This window comes from Pandoraea oxalativorans, from assembly GCF_000972785.3.
In the GTDB taxonomy this organism is placed as follows: Bacteria; Pseudomonadota; Gammaproteobacteria; order Burkholderiales; family Burkholderiaceae; genus Pandoraea; species Pandoraea oxalativorans.
Window position 1 is genome coordinate 961,386 of record NZ_CP011253.3, and the last position, 19,584, is coordinate 980,969.

General features: G+C 64.5%; 19 protein-coding genes and 1 pseudogene. 15 read left to right on the forward strand and 5 right to left on the reverse strand.

Annotated features, from left to right (window positions below; genetic code table 11):
- Positions 1-199: 199 nt before the first annotated feature.
- From edd to MB84_RS04405, 4 genes and pseudogenes are all read left to right on the forward strand, one after another.
- Positions 200-2,032, forward strand: coding sequence for a phosphogluconate dehydratase (edd, locus tag MB84_RS04390; RefSeq protein WP_046293402.1), 1,833 nt, complete (start codon positions 200-202; stop codon positions 2,030-2,032).
- 34 nt (positions 2,033-2,066) lie between these two features.
- The gene (eda, locus tag MB84_RS04395; RefSeq protein WP_046290899.1) at positions 2,067-2,693 is read left to right on the forward strand and encodes a bifunctional 4-hydroxy-2-oxoglutarate aldolase/2-dehydro-3-deoxy-phosphogluconate aldolase; all 627 of its coding nucleotides are present in this window, start codon (positions 2,067-2,069) and stop codon (positions 2,691-2,693) included.
- A 154-nt stretch (positions 2,694-2,847) separates the two neighbouring features.
- Positions 2,848-3,888 (forward strand): annotated as a pseudogene (locus tag MB84_RS04400) (GntT/GntP/DsdX family permease); the annotation flags it as partial.
- 95 nt (positions 3,889-3,983) lie between these two features.
- Positions 3,984-5,303: a THUMP domain-containing class I SAM-dependent RNA methyltransferase gene (locus MB84_RS04405; protein ID WP_046290900.1), complete on the forward strand. Its 1,320-nt coding sequence runs from the start codon at positions 3,984-3,986 to the stop codon at positions 5,301-5,303.
- Between the two features lie 77 nt (positions 5,304-5,380).
- On the opposite strand, the gene MB84_RS04410 is transcribed toward MB84_RS04405, so the two are convergent.
- The 5 genes from MB84_RS04410 to MB84_RS04430 all read right to left on the reverse strand — a co-directional run bounded on the left by MB84_RS04410 (position 5,381) and on the right by MB84_RS04430 (position 10,511).
- The gene (locus MB84_RS04410; RefSeq protein WP_046290901.1) at positions 5,381-6,568 is read right to left on the reverse strand and encodes a hypothetical protein; all 1,188 of its coding nucleotides are present in this window, start codon (positions 6,566-6,568) and stop codon (positions 5,381-5,383) included.
- Between the two features lie 119 nt (positions 6,569-6,687).
- A complete protein-coding gene (locus MB84_RS04415; RefSeq protein ID WP_046290902.1) occupies positions 6,688-7,458 on the reverse strand; it encodes a 5'-methylthioadenosine/adenosylhomocysteine nucleosidase in 771 nt (256 codons plus the stop codon).
- A gap of 122 nt (positions 7,459-7,580) precedes the next feature.
- Positions 7,581-9,023, reverse strand: a complete 1,443-nt coding sequence (locus tag MB84_RS04420; RefSeq protein WP_046290903.1) for an NAD(P)(+) transhydrogenase (Re/Si-specific) subunit beta — start codon at positions 9,021-9,023, stop codon at positions 7,581-7,583.
- Position 9,024: 1 nt separating this feature from the next.
- Entirely contained in the window at positions 9,025-9,366 is a 342-nt protein-coding gene (locus MB84_RS04425; RefSeq protein WP_039399633.1) for an NAD(P) transhydrogenase subunit alpha part 2, read from the reverse strand.
- Between the two features lie 14 nt (positions 9,367-9,380).
- Positions 9,381-10,511 carry a Re/Si-specific NAD(P)(+) transhydrogenase subunit alpha gene (locus tag MB84_RS04430; RefSeq protein WP_046290904.1) on the reverse strand — a complete coding sequence of 377 codons (1,131 nt, stop codon included), beginning with the start codon at positions 10,509-10,511 and terminating at the stop codon, positions 9,381-9,383.
- Between the two features lie 400 nt (positions 10,512-10,911).
- On the opposite strand from MB84_RS04430, the gene MB84_RS04435 reads away from it, so the two are divergent.
- The 11 genes from MB84_RS04435 to MB84_RS04485 all read left to right on the forward strand — a co-directional run bounded on the left by MB84_RS04435 (position 10,912) and on the right by MB84_RS04485 (position 19,510).
- The gene (locus MB84_RS04435) at positions 10,912-11,388 is read left to right on the forward strand and encodes an NUDIX hydrolase (RefSeq protein ID WP_046290905.1); all 477 of its coding nucleotides are present in this window, start codon (positions 10,912-10,914) and stop codon (positions 11,386-11,388) included.
- A complete protein-coding gene (gene mnmA / locus MB84_RS04440; protein ID WP_046290906.1) occupies positions 11,385-12,551 on the forward strand; it encodes a tRNA 2-thiouridine(34) synthase MnmA in 1,167 nt (388 codons plus the stop codon). The genes MB84_RS04435 and mnmA overlap by 4 nt, the downstream gene beginning before the upstream one ends.
- An 84-nt stretch (positions 12,552-12,635) precedes the next feature.
- Positions 12,636-14,237 carry an FMN-binding glutamate synthase family protein gene (locus tag MB84_RS04445; protein WP_046290907.1) on the forward strand — a complete coding sequence of 534 codons (1,602 nt, stop codon included), beginning with the start codon at positions 12,636-12,638 and terminating at the stop codon, positions 14,235-14,237.
- Positions 14,238-14,466: 229 nt separating this feature from the next.
- Positions 14,467-15,267 carry a helix-turn-helix transcriptional regulator gene (locus MB84_RS04450; RefSeq protein WP_052652936.1) on the forward strand — a complete coding sequence of 267 codons (801 nt, stop codon included), beginning with the start codon at positions 14,467-14,469 and terminating at the stop codon, positions 15,265-15,267.
- Positions 15,264-15,482, forward strand: coding sequence for a type III secretion system needle filament subunit SctF (gene sctF / locus MB84_RS04455; protein ID WP_046290908.1), 219 nt, complete (start codon positions 15,264-15,266; stop codon positions 15,480-15,482). The genes MB84_RS04450 and sctF overlap by 4 nt, the downstream gene beginning before the upstream one ends.
- On the forward strand, positions 15,479-15,859 hold the full coding sequence (locus MB84_RS04460) for a DUF1039 domain-containing protein (protein ID WP_052652938.1): 381 nt from the start codon (positions 15,479-15,481) through the stop codon (positions 15,857-15,859). The genes sctF and MB84_RS04460 overlap by 4 nt, the downstream gene beginning before the upstream one ends.
- Before the next feature lie 62 nt (positions 15,860-15,921).
- The gene (gene sctI / locus MB84_RS04465) at positions 15,922-16,233 is read left to right on the forward strand and encodes a type III secretion system inner rod subunit SctI (protein WP_169834980.1); all 312 of its coding nucleotides are present in this window, start codon (positions 15,922-15,924) and stop codon (positions 16,231-16,233) included.
- Positions 16,230-17,045, forward strand: a complete 816-nt coding sequence (gene sctJ, locus MB84_RS04470) for a type III secretion system inner membrane ring lipoprotein SctJ (RefSeq protein ID WP_052652940.1) — start codon at positions 16,230-16,232, stop codon at positions 17,043-17,045. The genes sctI and sctJ overlap by 4 nt, the downstream gene beginning before the upstream one ends.
- Complete coding sequence (locus MB84_RS04475; protein ID WP_052652942.1) at positions 17,003-17,716, forward strand: type III secretion system domain-containing protein; 714 nt, start codon at positions 17,003-17,005, stop codon at positions 17,714-17,716. Before sctJ ends, MB84_RS04475 begins: the two co-directional genes overlap by 43 nt.
- The gene (locus MB84_RS30470) at positions 17,692-18,381 is read left to right on the forward strand and encodes a hypothetical protein (RefSeq protein ID WP_046290910.1); all 690 of its coding nucleotides are present in this window, start codon (positions 17,692-17,694) and stop codon (positions 18,379-18,381) included. The genes MB84_RS04475 and MB84_RS30470 overlap by 25 nt, the downstream gene beginning before the upstream one ends.
- On the forward strand, positions 18,374-19,510 hold the full coding sequence (locus tag MB84_RS04485; protein ID WP_046290911.1) for a TyeA family type III secretion system gatekeeper subunit: 1,137 nt from the start codon (positions 18,374-18,376) through the stop codon (positions 19,508-19,510). The genes MB84_RS30470 and MB84_RS04485 overlap by 8 nt, the downstream gene beginning before the upstream one ends.
- The last annotated feature ends 74 nt before the right edge of the window (positions 19,511-19,584 follow it).

Genomic DNA, 19,584 nt, shown 5'->3' on the forward strand with positions numbered 1-19,584 from the left:
CAAAAACTACAAAAATACGAGATTTCACATTGTGGAGTGAAATTTCTTGACCCGACAAAATCTGGCGTAAGTATCGGATGTTACTGGGTAAAACCCTGACTGTCGATGGCTTTGGATTGATGGGATGTAGAATTTCTACTAAACTCCGCTCCCAATCGCACCTGCTCCGGGTGCATCGCAAGTCCAGTCCTACGACATGATGTCCGAGCAAAAGAAGCCCCTGCACCCGACCGTAATGGCTGTCACGGCGCGCATTGCCGCGCGTAGCCGCGACACGCGCGCCGCGTATCTGGCCCGCATCGACGCGAGCGCCGGTCGCTTTCCGCAGCGCGGCGCGCTGTCCTGCGCGAACCTGGCGCACGGTTTCGCCGCCATGCCCGCCAACGACAAGCTGATTCTGCGCGAGCAGCGTCGCCCGAACGTGGGCATCGTGACGGCCTACAACGACATGCTCTCGGCGCATCAGCCGTACGAGCAGTACCCGGCGCGTCTACGTGAAGCCGCCCGTAAGCTGGGGGCGACAGCGCAGGTGGCTGGCGGCGTGCCCGCCATGTGCGACGGCGTGACGCAAGGCAATGCGGGCATGGAACTGTCGCTGTTCTCGCGCGAAATCATCGCCATGAGCACGGCCGTCGCCCTGTCGCACAACATGTTCGATGCCGCGCTGATGCTCGGCGTGTGCGACAAGATCGTGCCGGGGCTGGTGATCGGGGCCTTGCAGTTCGGTCATCTGCCGACGATTTTCGTGCCCGCTGGCCCGATGGCGAGCGGCCTGTCGAACGACGAGAAGGCCAAGATCCGCCAGTTGTACGCCACCGGCAAAGTGGGCCGCGACGCGCTGCTCGAAGCCGAATCGCAGGCGTATCACGGCGCGGGCACGTGCACGTTCTACGGCACGGCCAACAGCAACCAGTTGCTCATGGAAATCATGGGCCTGCATCTGCCGGGCGCGGCCTTCGTGCACCCGCACACGCCCCTGCGCGATGCGCTCACCGACGCGGCGCTCGCGCGCGTGCTGGCCATCGGCGCGCACACCCCCGACTACACCCCGATCGGCCACGTGGTCGACGAGCGCGCCGTCGTCAACGGCATCGTCGGCCTGTTGGCCACGGGTGGCTCGACCAATCACACCCTGCACCTCGTGGCGATGGCCCGTGCGGCGGGCGTCGTCATCGACTGGGACGATTTCGACGCGCTGTCGGCCATCGTGCCGCTCATGGCGCGTGTGTATCCGAACGGCAAAGCCGACGTGAACCATTTCCACGCCGCGGGCGGCATGGGGTTCCTGATCGGCGAACTGCTCGACGCGGGCCTGTTGCACGACGATGTGAAGACCGTCGCCGGTCCCGGTCTCTCGCGCTACCGCGCCGAGCCATGGTTGTCGCCCGAAGGGCTGGCGTGGCGCGCAGGGAGCGCCTACAGTGGTGATCGTGACGTCTTGCGCGGCCATGCCGAGCCGTTCGCCCCCGATGGCGGACTGCGGCTCATGCACGGCAATCTGGGGCGTGGCGTCATCAAGGTGTCGGCGGTCAAGCCGGAACATCGGCGCGTGGCCGCAACGGCACGCGTATTTACTTCGCAGGAAGCGGTCCAGGCCGCGTTCGATGCAGGCGAGCTGCGTCGCGACGTGGTCGTCGTGTTGCGTGGCCAGGGGCCGCGCGCCAATGGCATGCCCGAGCTGCATCGCCTCACGCCGCTGCTCGGTGTGTTGCAGGACGAGGGGTTCGCCGTGGCGCTGGTGACGGACGGCCGGATGTCCGGCGCGTCGGGCAAGGTGCCCGCGGTGATTCACGTGTCGCCCGAAGCGGCTGGCGGTGGTCCGCTGGCACGGGTGCGCGACGGCGATCCGATCGTGCTCGACGCCAACACCGGCATGCTGCACGCCGAAGTGTCGCCGCAAGTCTGGGCCGAGCGCGAGATCGCGCCGGTCGACGCGTCGGGCGACGACACTGGCCGTCTGCTCTTCGGGCACATGCGTGCGTCCGTAGGGGCGGCGGAATCGGGCGCTTCCGTGTTCTTCGGTACCGAGTGACGGGCACTACGTCACTGCATTCAAGGAAAACGTAATGAACATCAATGACATCGTTCGTGCCGGCCCCGTGGTTCCGGTGCTCCAGTTCGACAACGTCGAGCAGGGCGAGCAGGTCTCGCGTGCATTGCTTGCGGGCGGCGTGCGCGTGCTCGAAATCACGCTGCGCACCCCGGCGGCGATGGACGTCATTCGCCATGTGGCCGGACTGTCGGACGAGTTGATCGTTGGCGTGGGCACGCTCACGCGTCCCGCAGAGATGGCGCAGGCCGTGGCCGCCGGTGCGCGCTTCGGCGTGTCGCCGGGTTACACGCCGGCGCTGGGCGCGGCCGCCAAGGCAGCCGGTCTGCCGCTGCTGCCGGGCGTGGTGACGCCCTCGGACATTCTGGCCGCGCTCGCGGACGGTTACGAGACGGTGAAGTTCTTCCCGGCTGAACCCTCGGGCGGTGTGCCGATGCTCAAGGCGCTCTACGGCCCGTTCCGCGAGGTGCGTTTTTGCCCGACGGGCGGCATCAGCGCGGAGTCGGCACCGTCGTATCTGGCGCAGCCGAACGTGGTGTGTGTGGGCGGCTCGTGGCTCACGCCCAAGGCGCTGGTCGACGCGAAGGACTGGGACGGTATCACGCGTCTGGCCCGCGCGGCGAGCGCGCTGCCGCGTGCCTGAATCAATGCCTGAAGCGGCGCTGCTGCCGCAACCGCCGCGTCGACTCTCGCATCTGTAACAACTCGCATCGACGGCAGAACATCGCCGGTGTTACCGAATAACAGGATTTCAATAAACGGGCATCCGCCCATCTAGCCAAACGAGGAGACCCCCCATGGTCGCGGTGCAAGGCAACTTGCTGCTGGTATACGCGCTTATCGCGGTAATCGCGCTGATTCTGCTGATCGCGCGTTTCAAACTGAATCCGTTCATCACGCTGATCGTCGTCTCGCTCGTGCTCGGGCTGGGGGTGGGGATGCCGATGGGCGGCATTGTCAAGGCATTCGAGACGGGCGTGGGCAACACGCTGGGACACATTGCGCTCGTGGTGGGGCTTGGCACGATGCTCGGCAAAATGATGGCCGAGTCGGGTGGTGCGGAGCGCATTGCGCGCACGCTCATCGGCTTCTTCGGTGAGAAGAACGTGCATTGGGCGATGGTCGTGATCGCGTTCATCGTCGGTCTGCCGGTGTTCTTCGAAGTCGGTTTCGTGCTGCTGATTCCGATTGCGTTCAACGTCGCCAAGCGCACCGGCACGTCGATGGTGCTCGTGGGCATTCCGATGGTCGCCGGTCTGTCGGTCGTGCACGGCCTGATCCCGCCGCACCCGGCCGCGCTGCTGGCGGTGACCGCCTACAACGCGGACATCGGCCACACCATCATGTACGCGCTGATCGTCGGCATTCCGACGGCCGCGATTGCCGGTCCCCTCTTCGCCAAGCTGATGGCGCGTCACGTGGTGCCCAATCCGGATAACCCGCTGCTCGCCCAGTTCGTCGAAGCCGACCGTCCGATGGACAAGCTGCCTGGCTTCGGCATCACGCTGTTCACGATCTTGCTGCCGGTCATTCTGATGCTCATCGGTAGCTGGGCCGACCTGTTCTTCGCACCGAAGACGTTCGCGAACGACTTCCTGCGCCTGATCGGCAACTCGGTGATGGCGCTGCTCATCGCCACGCTCGTGAGCTTCTTCACGTTCGGCAAGCAACGCGGCTTCAATCGCGACCAGATTCTGAAGTTCACCAACGAGTGTCTGGCGCCGATTGCCACGATCACGCTGGTGGTGGGTGCCGGTGGCGGTTTCGGGCGTATCCTGATGGACAGCGGCGTGTCGAAGGCGATTGTCGACGTCGCGACCAATGCCCATCTCCTGCCCCGGCGGCGCGCCGCTGACGTCCGCCGGTTCGGCGCGCGTACAATAGCGGTTTATTCCCTCCGCCGACGCTTCGCGCGCCGGTCGCACGCATCTACATGGCTTCCTTCGAATTCTTCGCGCCCTGTCCCCGTGGACTGGAAGAGGCGCTGGCCGCTGAACTCGCAGAAATGGGGCGTCTCGCCCCGATTTCGGTGGGCAAACAGGTGCCCGGCGGTGTGCATTTCGCCGGTCCGTGGGCCGCAGGCATGGCAGCGAACCTGCATTCGCGCATCGCGAGCCGTGTGCTGCTGCGCGTCGCGCAGCAGGGCTATCGCACCGAACAGGACATCTACGAATTCGCCCTGCGTCAGCGTTGGGAAGACTGGTTCGGCTATCAGCAGACGCTGCGGGTGGACGTCACCGGTATCAAGGCGCCGGTGCGTAGCCTCGAATTCGTCACGCTGCGTGTGAAGGACGCCGTGTGCGACCGTCTGCGCGAGAAGTCCGGTGCGCGTCCGAATATCGACACCATGCAGCCCGACGTGCGCGTGTTCGCCTTCCTGACCGCGACCGACGCCACGCTCTACCTCGATACCTCCGGTGAGCCGCTGTTCAAGCGCGGCTGGCGTCTGGACAAGGGCGCAGCGCCCCTGCGCGAAAACCTCGCGGCGGGCATTCTGCGACTGGCGGGCTGGCGCACCGATACGGCTGCCGACATGGTGCTGTACGACCCGATGTGCGGCAGCGGCACGTTCCTCGCGGAGGCCGCGCAGATCGCACTGGGTGTTCCGGCGGGCGCAGGCCGTCGCTTCGGCTTCGAGAAGCTCAAGGGTTACGACATCGCCGCCTGGCAGGCGCTCAAGGTGCAGGCGGACGAAGCGCAGCGCGACGCCCGCGTGCGCGGCGTGCCCGAGAGCATCTTCGGTAGCGACATTTCCGGCGACATGCTGGTCAAGTCGCGCGCCAATCTGGAGCGCGCCGGTGTGGGCGACATCGGCCTCAAGCAGGTGGATGCGCGCGATATGTCGCCGCCGGTGGATCGTCCGGGGATCATCGTCGCCAATCCGCCGTACGGTGAGCGTATCGAAGTGCGCGGCCGTCGTGCCCCGCGCGACGCCGACGACGGTTATTCGCCGGACGTGCAAGGCAATCGCGGCGGCTTCCAGCGCAATCAGCCGGACGGCGTCGACGCCGAGTTCTTCCGTGCCTTCGGCGACGTGCTCAAGCAACGCTTCACCGGCTGGAGCGCGTTTCTGCTCACGGCCGACATGAGCCTGCCGGGACAGATGCGGTTGCGCGAATCGCGTCGTACGCCGCTGTACAACGGTGCGCTGGAATGCCGCTTGTTCCGTTTCGATCTGATCGCTGGCTCCGTGCGCAAGCGCGCAGGCGACGGCGAGGGCAAGACGGATGGCGGGCGCGACGCAACTGAGTAAGTGTTAGCGCCTCGACGTCCAGCGTCATGAAAAAGACCGGCCAGTGGCCGGTCTTTTGTTTTGTCCGGACGGCGGCTTCAGCCCGCGTTGCCGTTGCCGTCACCCTCGTCGTCCCCGCCTGCGTGGGAGGTTGACGGCGGTGCGGAGCGGGGGCGCTCGCCCGACGATTGCAACGTGGGCGAGGGCGGTGCCGGTGGGGGCGGCAAGGCGGCGCGCTGTGCGGCGCGTCGCCGAGCGGCCACAGCTGTGAGCACGGCACGACGTTCGCGCAGATCGCTCGGCGCGATACGGTGGCGGCGGGGATCGCATGTCACGTTTTCCGGATCGGACAGATCGCTCTCGTAATCCGGACCGGTGCGCGGTGAATAGTCCCGCACATCCAGCCCACCGACGACCGTGACGTCCCTGAGCCACCGTTCGGTGTCGCAAGTGATCGCGTTGTGGCTCAGGATGTCGTCGACGATCCCGTGTTCGCGCGGGTCCGGATGAATCTTCCATACGTCGTGCGTTGCTTCCCAATGCGGCCAGATTTGCCCGCCCGCACCGTAATGGCAGTACGCGATGGCCTGATAGGCCTTACGGCAGACGTCGCGCGTCGCGTAGCACGCGGGGCGATCCAGTGTCGCGATGTCGATCATCCGTGACAGAACGCTGGTCGGGTCGGCGCCTGCGCTGTAGAAGTACACCCACTTATTGGTCGTGTCGAACGACCAGGGCAGCGCGATGTCGTGTCCGAAGGCTTGCAGAATGCGCAGCGTCAGGATGTCGTCGGCGACATGCGTTTCCGAGTCGCGCGAGAGCACGGATTGCGCCCATGTTTCCAGGTCCGGGGTGCCAGCGATACGCTCGAAGAGCGTCCAGCCGGTGGGGCGCGGCAGCAGGCGCCGCAGCAGATCGACGGCGAGGTCCGTCGGCAGGCCCGTGTCTCTGAGGGCGTCCAGCGTGACCTCGTGATCTTCCAGGACGGCGAGTCGGCGAAGCGCAATGGCCTGTCCCGCAGTGCGCGCGGGCTCGCCGACGACCGTCTTGCCCATGCACGCCTCGATCTCGCGTCCGAACGTGCTGTCGGGATGTTCGGCAGCGCGCATCACGGCGGCCTTCGTCGGATTGCACTTCGGGTTGAGCGCCCGGAGGTTGACGACGTCCGCCCAACCGAGCGTCCGGTAGAGCGGTGCGAGGATGGGCGTGCTTGGATAGGCAGTCTGCGCTGAGGACGCGCAAGGCATGGGTGGCGCAGATAGCGCGCGATGACCGTCTGCATTCATTGGGGTGTCTCCTCCGCACAATGGACAAGGGGACATTGTCCGGAAGGAGGCCGATGCGGGGTGTCGAGATCGCCCGCTGGAATGTCCAAACGGGGATGGACGGTGGGGGCTGGGTGCGCCTAGGTGGATGGCGCCGAACGCTTGCTCAGGAAGCGACGAAGAATACCGTGAGAGTAGTGGCTCGCGACCTCGCGCAGAAAGCGCGGGAAATCGACGTGCGCCGTGTCGTCGGCCGCATCGGAAAGCGTTCTCATGACAGCGAACGGAACGCCGTACTCATGGCAGACCTGTGCGACCGCCGCCCCTTCCATCTCGACGGCAAGGGCTTGCGGCAGCGTGCCGCGCAGCAGTGTGACTTCGTTGGCGCTGGAAACGAAGCGGTCGCCGCTGGCGATCTGCCCGACGTGCACGCGCGGCGCAGACATCCGCAATTCGGCGCGCAGCGCAGCGCTCACCTGCGCGGCCATCTCGTCGGCAAGCCAGTCGCGTGCGGCCTGCGCGAGGGCGTCGCGCAGTGAGGCTTCGGCGTCGAACGCAGCGCGTCCGAGCAACGGGATTTCGAAGCGGGGGAAGAGAGGACTGGCGTCCATGTCGTGCTGCGTGAGCGTGTCGGCGATGACGACGTCGCCCACCGACAGCCCGTGCGCGAGTCCGCCCGCCACGCCGGTGAAGACGATTTCCCGCACGTCGAAGCGATGGATCAGCGCAGCCGTGGTGGCGGCCGCCGCCACTTTGCCGATGCGGGCGAGCACGATGACGCAGTCGTGGCCGTGCAGCTTGCCCACGTGATAGTCGCGCATGCCGATGTGTTCGACGTGCGCCCCGGGGGCCATCTCTGCGAGCAGATCGGCGATTTCTTCGTGAAGGGCGGCGACGATGCCTAGCGACATGATGTGGGACTCTTTCGCGCGCGGCGGCGCCCTATTGCGTGGATCGAGCGCGCATTGTAGCGCGGGGCTGCACCCGATGTCGGCGTGCAGCCCCGCGCAAAGATCCAGCGAAACGGTCCGACTTACTCGACCGCTTTCACCATCTCCTCGATCACCTTCTTCGCATCGCCGAAGACCATCATCGTCTTGTCGAGATAGAAGAGTTCGTTATCGAGCCCGGCATAACCGGCGGCCATCGAACGCTTGTTGACGATGATCGTCTTGGCTTTGTAAGCCTCGATGATCGGCATCCCGGCAATCGGCGAGCCCGGGTCGTTCTTCGCGGCGGGGTTCACCACGTCGTTCGCGCCGAGCACCAGCACCACGTCGGTCTGGCCGAATTCGCCGTTGATCTCGTCCATCTCCAGCACCTGATCGTACGGCACCTCGGCTTCTGCGAGCAGCACGTTCATGTGACCCGGCATACGGCCCGCGACCGGGTGAATCGCGTAGCGCACGCTCACGCCTTTCTCCGAGAGCTTGTCGGTCAGTTCCTTGAGCGCGTGCTGCGCGCGGGCGACCGCCAGACCGTAGCCCGGCACGATCACCAGCGATTCGGCGTTGCTCATGAGGAACGCGGCGTCGTCGGGCGAGCCGGACTTCACCGGACGCTGCTGCTGTTCGCCGCCCGCCGCACTCGTGCCCGGCGTTGCGCCGAAGCCGCCGAGAATCACGTTGAAGAACGAGCGGTTCATGGCCTTACACATGATGTACGACAGAATCGCGCCCGACGAGCCGACCAGCGAACCGGCGATGATCAGCATCGGATTGTTCAACGAGAAGCCGATGCCCGCCGCCGCCCAGCCCGAGTACGAGTTCAGCATCGAGACCACGACCGGCATGTCTGCACCGCCAATCGGGATGATGATGAGCACGCCGAGCACGAACGCGATTGCCGTCATCAGAATGAACGGCAGCCAGCTTTGCGACAGGAAGAAGATGACGCCGAAGCCGAGCATCGCGATGGCGAGCAGCAGGTTGATCGTGTGCTGTCCGGTGAACTGGACCGGCGCGCCCTGGAACAGACGGAACTTGTACTTGCCCGAAAGCTTGCCGAATGCGATGACCGACCCCGAGAACGTGATCGCACCGACGAACGTGCCGATGAACAACTCGATACGGTTACCCGGCGGCAGCAAGGTCTCACCGGCAGGCACGATACCGAATGCCGCAGGCTCTGCCACGGCCGCAACAGCGATACACACCGCCGCCAGACCGATCAGCGAGTGCATGGCGGCCACGAGTTCCGGCATCTTCGTCATCTCGACCTTGCGGGCGACGAAGGCACCGACGCCGCCGCCGACTACGAGACCTGCGAGGATCAGCGCGAGTCCCGAGTAGTTGCCACCCATCAGACGACGCAACTCGTAGATCAGCGCAATCGTGGTGACGGCCGCAATCGCCATGCCGATCATGCCGAACGCGTTGCCGCGCCGCGCCATCTTCGGATTCGACAGGCCCTTGAGCGCCTGAATGAAACAGATCGACGCGACCAGATACAGCAGCGTCACAAGATTCATGCTCATGTCAGTGCGCTCCCTTTGCTGCCGATTCGTCGTTGGCCGCCTTTGCAGGGGCCTTATCCTTTTTCTTGAACATCTCCAGCATGCGCTGCGTGACGAGGAAGCCCCCGAACACGTTCACCGCTGCGAGCGCCACCGCCACGACCCCCATCGTCTTGCCGAGGTTGCCCTCAGTGAGACCGGCGGCGAGCATGGCGCCCACGATCACGATGGCCGAGATCGCATTGGTCACCGCCATGAGCGGCGTGTGCAGTGCCGGTGTGACGTTCCACACCACGTGATAGCCGACGTACACCGCCAGCACGAAGATGATCAGGTTGATCACCGTGTGATTAATCAATTCCATGGCAGAGCCTCCCCTTAAGCCGCACGCAGCACTTGACCGTCGCGGCACATCAGGCACGCGCTGACGATGTCGTCGTTGGTATCGATGACGAACTGACCTTCCTTGTCGATGACGAGCTTGAGGAAGTCCAGCACGTTACGTGCGTAAAGCGCAGAGGCATCTGCGGCCACCATACCGGCGAGGTTGGTGTACCCCGCGATGGTGACGCCGTGGACTTTGACGACTTCGTCGGCCACCGACAGCGGGCAGTTGCCGCCGCCGTTGGCACCGCGTCCGGCCGCCAGATCGATGATCACCGAACCGGGCTTCATGGCCTTGACGGTGTCTTCGCTGATGAGCGTCGGCGCAGCGCGGCCCGGAATCAGGGCGGTGGAGATGACGATGTCGGCCTGCGTCAGACGCGTGTGTACCAGTTGTGCCTGACGAGCGAGCCAGGCAGCGGGCATCGGACGTGCATAGCCACCCACGCCCTTTGCGATCTCGCGCTCTTCGTCCGTCTCGAACGGCACGTCGATGAACTTCGCGCCGAGCGATTCGATCTGCTCACGTACCGCCGGACGCACGTCCGACGCTTCGATCACTGCACCCAGACGTTTGGCCGTCGCAATGGCCTGCAGGCCCGCGACACCGGCACCGAGCACGACCAGACGCGCGGCCTTCACCGTACCGGCGGCCGTCATCAGCATCGGCATGAAGCGTTGATAGAGGTTCGCAGCAAGCATCACCGCCTTGTAACCGGCGATGTTGGCCTGCGAGGACAGCACGTCCATGCTTTGGGCGCGTGTAGTGCGCGGCGCGGCTTCGAGCGCGAAGGCGGTGACGCCGGCGGCGGCCATGCGCGCATTGTTCTCGGCATCGAACGGATTGAGCATGCCGACGACCACACTGCCGCGCGACATCTGGGCAAGTTCTTCGAGGGAGGGGGCGCGTACCTTGAGGACGAGTTCTGCGCCGAGCGCGTCGGCGGCGCTGCCGAGGGTGGCCCCGGCCGCTTCGAAGGCGGCGTCGGGCACGCTGGCCGCGTCTCCGGCGCCGCGGCCGATCACGATCTGGTGTCCTGACGCGACCAGCTTCTTCACCGTCTCGGGCGTGGCCGCGACACGGGATTCGCCGGAAAGCGTTTCGGCGGGAATGCCGATTTTCATTGCGTATCTCCTTGGGTTTGTGAACTGATCTCATCAGCGGCCATAAACCAAGGAGCCGCAGCGCACACGCTGCCGGGGCAGGCGCGTTACCTGTTTCGCCGCTGATGACATTAGTCCTGCACAAACCACTGCATTCGAACTACTGCACAAACCGGTGACGCGGTACTGCAACTGCACATTGCTGGTGCTCGAAGCTTACCCGAAGATTACAAATGCGCCTATTGCATGGATTGGCATATCAATACTAACTATCGGTAATGAATGTGAGGGGATCTGCGCAGAACTTGCCGACCGGACGGTCGGTCGTGAAACTGCCCCGTCTTCAGCGCCAAACCCCGTCAGACGGTAAAATGTCGCTTTTATCGGGGTCTCTCGTCCCCGCGTCCCGCAAGGATGTGCCATGAATGCACGCTGGAAGCCCAACGTGACGGTTGCAGCGGTCGTCGAACGTGACGGCCGTTTTCTGTTTGTCGAAGAGCAAAAGCGTGCCGGTCTGCTGATTAACCAACCGGCCGGTCATCTGGAACCGGGCGAGTCGATTCTCGACGCCGTGCGCCGTGAGGTGCTGGAAGAGACCGCGCATAGATTCGAGCCGCAGCACCTGCTCGGCATTTATCTCGCGCCCGGGCCCGAGGACATCGCCTATCTGCGCTTCACCTTCAGCGGCACGTTGGGCGAGTTCGATGCGACGCGTACGCTCGACGACGGCATCGTCGGCACACTCTGGCTCACGCCGGAGGAGGTACGCGCGCAGCGGGCACGGCACCGCTCGCCCATTCTCGAGCAGTGCATGGACGATTACCTGCGAGGCGTTCGGTACGACCTCGGCATACTTCAGACCTATCCGGCACTGACCGGCGGGCAAGGCAACACATGAGTCAAAAACGCGTAGTCGTGGGCATGTCGGGCGGCGTCGATTCGTCGGTCACGGCATGGCTGCTCAAACAACAAGGCTACGACGTCGTCGGCCTGTTCATGAAGAACTGGGAAGACGATGACGATAGCGAGTACTGTTCGACCCGGCAGGACTGGATCGACGTGGTGTCGGTCGCCGATCTGATCGGCATCGACGTCGAAGCCGTGAACTTCGCCGCCGAATACAAGGACCGCGTCTTTGCGGAATTTCTGCGCGAATACTCGGCCGGTCGCACGCCGAACCCGGACGTGCTGTGCAACGCCGAGATCAAGTTCAAGGCATTCCTCGATCACGCGGTGGCGCTGGGCGGCGAGACCATCGCCACCGGCCACTACGCCCGCGTGCGCGAGCGCGATGGTCGCTTCGAACTGCTCAAGGCGTTCGATCACACCAAAGATCAGAGCTACTTCCTGCACCGTCTGAACCAGCAGCAGCTCTCTCGCACGATGTTCCCGCTCGGCGAAATGCCGAAGACGAAGGTGCGCGAAATCGCCGCACAGATCGGCCTGCCGAACGCGAAGAAGAAGGATTCGACGGGGATCTGCTTCATCGGGGAACGTCCGTTCCGCGACTTCCTCAATCGCTATCTGCCCACCCAACCGGGGCCGATGAAGACACCGGACGGCACGATCGTCGGCGAGCACGTGGGGCTGGCCTTCTACACGCTGGGTCAGCGCAAGGGTATCGGTCTGGGCGGCAGCCGCGACGGTTCGGGTGAGCCCTGGTTCGTTGCGCGCAAGGACATGGCCAGCAACACGCTGTATGTCGTGCAGGGTCACGATCATCCGTGGCTGCTCTCGGACACGCTCGATGCCGAGGACCTCTCGTGGGTCGCAGGCGTGGCACCAGCCGAAGGCACGCGCTGCGGTGCGAAGACCCGCTACCGTCAGGCAGACGCCGCCTGCGAAGTCGTGCGTGCCGACGGCGGTGGTCTCACGTTGTCGTTCTCGGACGCGCAATGGGCCGTGACGCCGGGTCAGTCCGCCGTGCTGTACGACGGCGAGGTGTGTCTGGGGGGCGGCATCATCGCGTCCACGACGCCTGCCGTCGCTGCAACGGACGCGGCGGCTGACGCAGGCGCCAAATCCGCAGCATCGAAACACATCATCCTCAATACGCACTGAAGCCGCCGGCGCTCGCCGGGGGGACACCCGGCAGCGTGCCGGTGGCCATCGTGCCGCTCCCCCCGCAAAAGCCTAGGAGGTTTCATGTTTTCGCGCCGATTTCTGGCTCTCTGGATCGCCGTGGCGTTGCTCGTTGCAACGCTCGTGCTGGCGCTCGTCGACGGATGGAATCCGCTTTGGCCCATACCGTTTGCCGCGTTGGTCGCCCTCGGGGTCTGGGACATCGTTCAGCAGAGGCACGCCGTACTGCGCAACTACCCGCTGTGGGGACACTTCCGGTTTCTGTTCGAGTTCATCCGGCCGGAAATCCGTCAGTACTTCGTGGAAGACGACACCTCCGAGACACCGTTTTCGCGCGCACAACGCAGCATCGTGTATCAGCGCGCCAAGGGGGATGTCGACAGCCGTCCGTTCGGCACGGAACTGGACGTCAAGGCGACCGGCTACGAGTGGATCGCCCACTCGCTCGCGCCGACCGTCCTGAAGGACCACGACTTTCGTATCACCATCGGTGCGGATCGCGCGCAGCCGTATTCGGCCTCGATCTTCAACGTCTCGGCGATGAGCTTCGGTGCGTTGTCCGCCAACGCCATCCGCGCGCTCAATCGCGGGGCCAAGCTCGGCAACTTCATCCACGACACCGGCGAAGGATCGATCTCGCCGCATCACCGCGAACAGGGCGGGGACCTGATCTGGGAAGTGGCGTCGGGGTACTTCGGGTGCCGCAACGACGATGGCACGTTCAACGCCGAGAAGTTCACCGCGCAGGCCACCACGCCGCAGGTGAAGATGATCGAGGTGAAGCTCTCGCAAGGGGCGAAGCCGGGTCACGGCGGTGTGTTGCCGGCCGCGAAGATCACGCCGGAGATCTCCGCAACGCGCGGCGTACCGATGGGGCGAGACTGCATCTCGCCGTCGCGCCACAGCGAGTTTTCGACACCGTTGGGTCTGCTGCAATTCGTCGACCGGCTGCGCACGCTCTCGGGCGGAAAACCGACGGGTTTCAAGCTTTGCATCGGCCATCCGTGGGAATTCTTCGGCATCGTGAAGGCGATGCTCGAGAGCGGCATCCTCCCCGACTTCATCGTGGTGGACGGCTCCGAAGGCGGCACCGGCGCTGCGCCGCTGGAGTTCACCGACCACGTGGGCGCACCGCTGCAGGAAGGGCTGCTGCTGGTACACAACACGCTCGTGGGCGCGGGATTGCGCGACAAGATCCGCATTGGCGCGTCGGGCAAGATCGTGACGGCGTTCGACATTGCGCGCACGCTCGCCATTGGCGCAGACTGGTGCAATTCGGCGCGCGGCTTCATGTTCGCTATCGGCTGCATTCAGTCGCAGAAGTGCCACACGGACCGCTGTCCTACCGGTGTGGCCACGCAGGATACGTTGCGTCAACGGGCGCTCGTGGTGCCGGACAAGGCGCAGCGTGTGCATCAGTTCCACGCGCAGACGCTGCACGCGTTGCAGGAACTGATTCAGGCCGCAGGGTTGGCGCATCCGTCGGATCTGCGCGCACATCACATCGTCAAACGTGTGTCGTCCAATGAGATCCGTCTCATGTCCGAATCGCTGAAGTATCTGGAGCCGGGCGATTTGCTGCGCGGTCAGTTCCGCTATCAGCTCTACGAGAAGTATTGGCCGATGGCGCGCGCCGACAGTTTTTCGCCGACGGCCGTGGCCTGACGATATCGCGCCAAAGCGATCCGAAGCGGTCGCTGTGAAACAAACCCGACGCGGGGTGGCGTCGGGTTTTTTTATGCTTCTCGAAAGTTTTCTTCCCAAAAGCCAAAAGTGCCGGGCGTGGCGACTCACATTAGGGTCTCCACCGGATGATGCTCGCGCGCGCACTCGCCTATCGTGTGGCCTTCGACTTTGTCATCCCGCCGACGGATTGTCGTCAGAGGAGGAGCCTATGAGTACGGTGCGATTTCTGATCAGCCGCCACAACGTCAAACTCATTGTGAACGGTCTGGTGCACACGCTGCCTGCGGGCAGCATGACCGCGACCAGTTCGGACGCGACGATCGAAGCCCCAGGGCCAGTGGTGGCTCACGATTTTCATGCCTGCGATTTACAGGCGCTCTATCCGGACGTCGTCGATCTACTCGACCGTCGCCCGCTCGGCGTGTTCCACCGGCAAGCAGCGCGCACACTGATCCTCGAACCCAGCATGGTCGATGTGGCGATGACGTTGCAGAACGTCGACCGCATGGCGATGCTGCGCTTCTTTTACGTCTACTGCCTGTGCCGCGATCAGCGCTACTTTTCCGCGATGTTGCGCCAGACGATTGCAGGCAGTCACTCACTGTTCGACTTCGTCGAAGCGAATTTCCATCGACCCTGGCCGGTGGCGCGTCTTGCCGAAGAGTTCGGAATGCCGTTGAGGAAATTCCGGTATCTGTTTCAGCAGACGTATGGCATGCCCGCCAAACAATGGTTGCTCGAACGCCGACTGCGACTCGCGCGCGATCTGCTGCTCTCGACCCGTCACAAGGTGCTCGACATTGCGCTGGAATGCGGCTTCACCAATCACGCGCATTTCACCGATACGTTCCGCAAGCGCTTCGATTGCGCGCCGACGGAGATTCGTCTGGGGACGCCACCACAGCGCGGTGGCCGTCGTGTCGAGATGCCGCTCGCGGACGCCTATGCTGCCATGCGCGCCGATCTCGTTGCTGGACACGGCGCAGTGACCGATGCAGGCGTGCTATGAACGTCGAGGAAATCCACCGCAGCATGTCGGGAGGTGTGCAGCGAATGTCCGACGAAGCGACGCAGGCCGTGCGCACGGACAAAGTCAACGATCCCCGTGAGATGCTCGACGCCCAGTTCAAGTTGCAGCAGTTCGCAACGGGCGTGGGCTTGCACAGTGCGGTCATCAAGCTCATCAAGGATACGTTGATGGGCATCATCGCCAAGATCGCATGACAGCGCCGTCGTCTATCTCCCATGAGGGCGCGGCGGCGTGGCTTGACGCCTCGGTCCGGCAGTACATCGTCGAGCTGGCGCTGGTCGGGGCGCAACACGGCCTGAAGACGCAGGCGCGGACGATTCTGCAAGCGTTACCGTCGCTCGTGCCCCAAGTTGAGGTGCGTCAGTGTCTGCATGCCGCATTGCTCATCGCGCTGGGCGACACGGTGCAAGCGCGCACCTGCCTTGCGCGTCTGACCGACGGCGGCGAGGCGGACGCGGTGGACGCCAGCGCCGCGCGCGTGTTGCAGCACTGGCTCGACGCGACGGTGTCCTCACCCGCATCATCCCCGCCCGCCGTTTCCTCCTCTCCCGAAGTTCTCCCTTTGCCATGACCACACTCTCATCACCTGCGCTTTCTGCGGCGGTTGGGCAAACGTCGACCGTCGATGCGTCGATGAAACCGTCTGCCGCATTCCCTGCCGGATTTCCTGCCACAGAGCAGGCCGACGCCGCGCGATTTAATCTCGCGCTGGCGAACGCTGCGCCGTTGCCCGAGCATCACTTGCTGAGCGCGGCGAGCAAATTAGCTGGCGACACCGAATATCTGACACAACGCGTGACGTTGGACGAACGGGCTTTGGAGGATCCGGCGCGCCTGCTCGACACGCAGCTCGACATCACCGAACGCGTGCTGGCGCTGGAGTTTGTCGCGAAAGCGGCTGGCGCCACGACGCAGGGCGTCAACAAGCTGGTCCACATGCAATGACGCGTTACGGCCGTGTTGTGAACGGTGCCGTGCCGACCGTTGCAGGTGTCGCATCGGTACGGATCCTTCTCGTCGGCTTGCTTTTGCTGATGCTCGTCGGATGCAAGGTCGAATTGCATCGCGCACTGAGCGAGACCGAAGCGAATCAGATGCTGGCGCTGCTGCTGGTCTCCGGACTTCAGGCTGACAAGCGTGCGGACACCACGGGCATGACCGTTCGGATCGAACGCAGCGATTTCGTGCGTGGCGTCGAAGTGCTCCGTCAGCATGGGCTGCCGCGTCAGAAGCGGGCATCGGTCGAGGACGTGTTTCCACCGGGGCAACTCGTCAGTTCGCCAGTGCAGGAGCAGGCGAAACTCATCTTTCTCAAGGAGCAACGGCTGGAGCGCATGCTGGCGGCGCTCGACGGCGTGATGGTGGCGGAAGTGTCTATTGCGCAGGTGCCGACGGACTCGGCCGGACGTACCACCTTGCCGCCGGGCGTGGCCGTCTTCGTGAAGTACAGCCCCGAAATCAACATGACGCAACGCATGACCGACATTCGCAGTCTGGTGCACGACAGCGTGCCGGGAGTATCGCCGGAGCGCATCAGCATCGTGCTGCAACCGGCGGACTATCGATTGCCTCGGGCGGCCATCGAGGCGGCCGCAGTGACGGCGAACGCGGGCGGCGAGACGCCTTGGCGTCCTTGGCTGGGGTGGGGAATGTTAGTGGCGGCAGCGATGGTGCTTGCGGCGGCCGGGGCGATGGCGTGGCGTCGACGGGGCGCATGGGTCGTGCGGTTACGCCAGCGCGTAGCGAGATCGACGTGATGGCGCGCGCCCGGCTCGCGCGTCTGATCTGGCAACCGGGATTGCATATGGATGCCGGATGGTGGAACACGTTCGGAATGTCGGGATGGCGTACCCCTTACCGCAGACATGCGGCGTGTCGTCCACCTGTGGACCGGCTGTTGGTCGAACGACGCGGATGGCCGGTGACCGGACGAGACGATTGCACGCTTGCTCGGAGCCAGGCGGCACTGGCGATGGTGCATCTGATACCGAATCTGCGCCGCGTCGCGTTGGCCCACGGTTTGCGTGTGCTGGGCTGTCCCGACTATCTGCTGCTCGGCACATTTCGTCGCGCGCTCTCGCCGTGGCTGGACGCGTGGCAATGTGACCGTCTGCTGCTGACGCGGCACGACTGGCCGTCGCCCCGTGCGTTTGAGGCGGACGAGATTGCGACGGCTGCGATGGCGACGACCGGTGCGCAGCTTGACGCCGTCTGCGCCGCTCACATATCGCCAGGCACTTCGGGCGCGTCAGACGGCCTCGACGCGATGATCGACGACGTCGCCACCGTCCACATGGCTGCCCGGATATTGCTCCCACCGACGGGGATGACAGCGGCGACGGCGGGCGGCGATACGGTCATGGACGATATCTGGCCGCGACTCGCGGCGCTGGAGAAAAAGCTATGTATGTCATCGACTACGCATTGACCCCCATCGAAACGATTGACGGCCGCGCCCCGGCGGGGCCGGTGATTTCCGCCGAGGCCATCGTCAGCTTGCGTGACGAGGCAGGTCAGCGTGCACGTTGGATGAACGAGGCGCGTGCCGAGCGTGACGCTGCGCAAGTGGAGCGCGAGCGGGCGCGAAACGACGCGGAGGTGCAGCGCAATGCGTGGGAGGCAGCGGCGCAGGCGCGTGCCAGCCAGGAGGCGGCGACACAGGCGGAAACCGCACGGCAAGCGGCCGTCGAACAGGCCGTGGACTGGCTTGTCGACGAGGCGTCGATGGAGCGTGAGATCGTGCGGTCGCTGGAGCGCAGGATTGCCGATGCGATGACGGGCGCGTTGTCCAATTTCGTCGGCAAACTCGATGTCGGCGAGCGCTTCGCGCATCGTGTTGGGCAAGCGCTGCCGGATCTCGTACGCGAAGGTGTCCTCGTCCTGCGTGTGCCGACGGCGCATCACGCGGCTGTCGAGGGCGCATTGCGCGATGCCGACATCGTGCTCGCGTGTACCCCCGATGCCTCGCTCTCCGGCTGTCAGGCGCGCATCGAGAGCGAGTGGGTCACCGTGTGTCTGGATCTCGATGCGGATCTGGCGGCAGTCATCGAACGTTTGCGCGCCGTGCCGAATCTGGAGGTCGCTTATGGTTGAGCGTCTCCCCACGTCGGCCAATCCGAGCGTTCGGACGCCGCAGGAAAACAAGGCGCTCGAGCGCATATTGACGGACGAATGGCAGGCGCTCGAAGCTGACAGTCTGTCGTCTCGCGCAACGCCGGCGGATGTGCCGGGCCATGTGGCGCTGATCGAAGCGACCATCGCGCAGAACGAGGAGGCAGCTTTCTCCGAGTCGCAGGAAAACCTGAGCTTCGCACTGGGCGTTCGTTTTCGGCGTACGGGCGAGCGAGATGTCCGCGACGACAAGCAACGCGCGCGCGCGTTGTTCGAACAGCAGATGCAACGATTCGCACGTGTGAATGGTGCGCAGTTCGAACGGCTGCGCAGTCAACTGCGCGATTTGCCGTTTGTCCCCGATCCTCATCAACTGATCCGCCAGGCGCAGATGTCCGGCGGGCACGCTGCACTGGTTGTCGCTGCGTGGTTGGCCGACAACGGACTCGATGCGAAAACGCGCACGCGACTGCGGCGCACGCTCGACGCCTTGACGGCGTCTGATACCTGGGCCATCGAGGCATTCGCGGCACTCGAATGTGGGGACGGCAAGTCGCCTGGCCGGGCGCTGATGCAGCAGCTCAAATCGCTGTTTCGTCAATCGAAGGGAACGCAACGCTCGCTTACCCACTGGTTCGACGAGTGCCGTCGCTTCTCGCATCGACGCGAGCGACTTCGTGCACTCATGCAGGCGCTCGGTCTGGAGTTGGGCGCGCAGCAAGCCGACGCCGATACCCAGCGGTTGTCGTCCGTTGTAGACGATCTCCGGCGCGTAGTGCTGTTTCTCACTTTGGAGTCGATGTGCGAATGCGTCGCGCACGCGATGCGCGACGCGGGAAGCCGTGCGTTTGCGACCGATACCATGATCGCGGAGACACTGACGTTACTCGATCAGCCCTGGGTCGGCGCCGAATGGCTGACGCAACGCGCTGCGTACCTGGGCCTGACGACAGTCGACGTCCGATACGCGTTCGCACGAGGGCTATCCCAACTCGTCAAGTCGGCGCATGACGGATGTTTTCGGGACGAGACGCAGCGCGAAACGCTCGAAGAAGCGCTGAGTGTCTGGAGAACGGAGATTGCGCACGAAGCCGATGTGACGAACCGCTGAAGTCTGAGCGGGCATCCGTCACAGAACGTGTCGTCGCATGCTGCACGACCGCGTGCGACGCGCGTGCGTCGGGC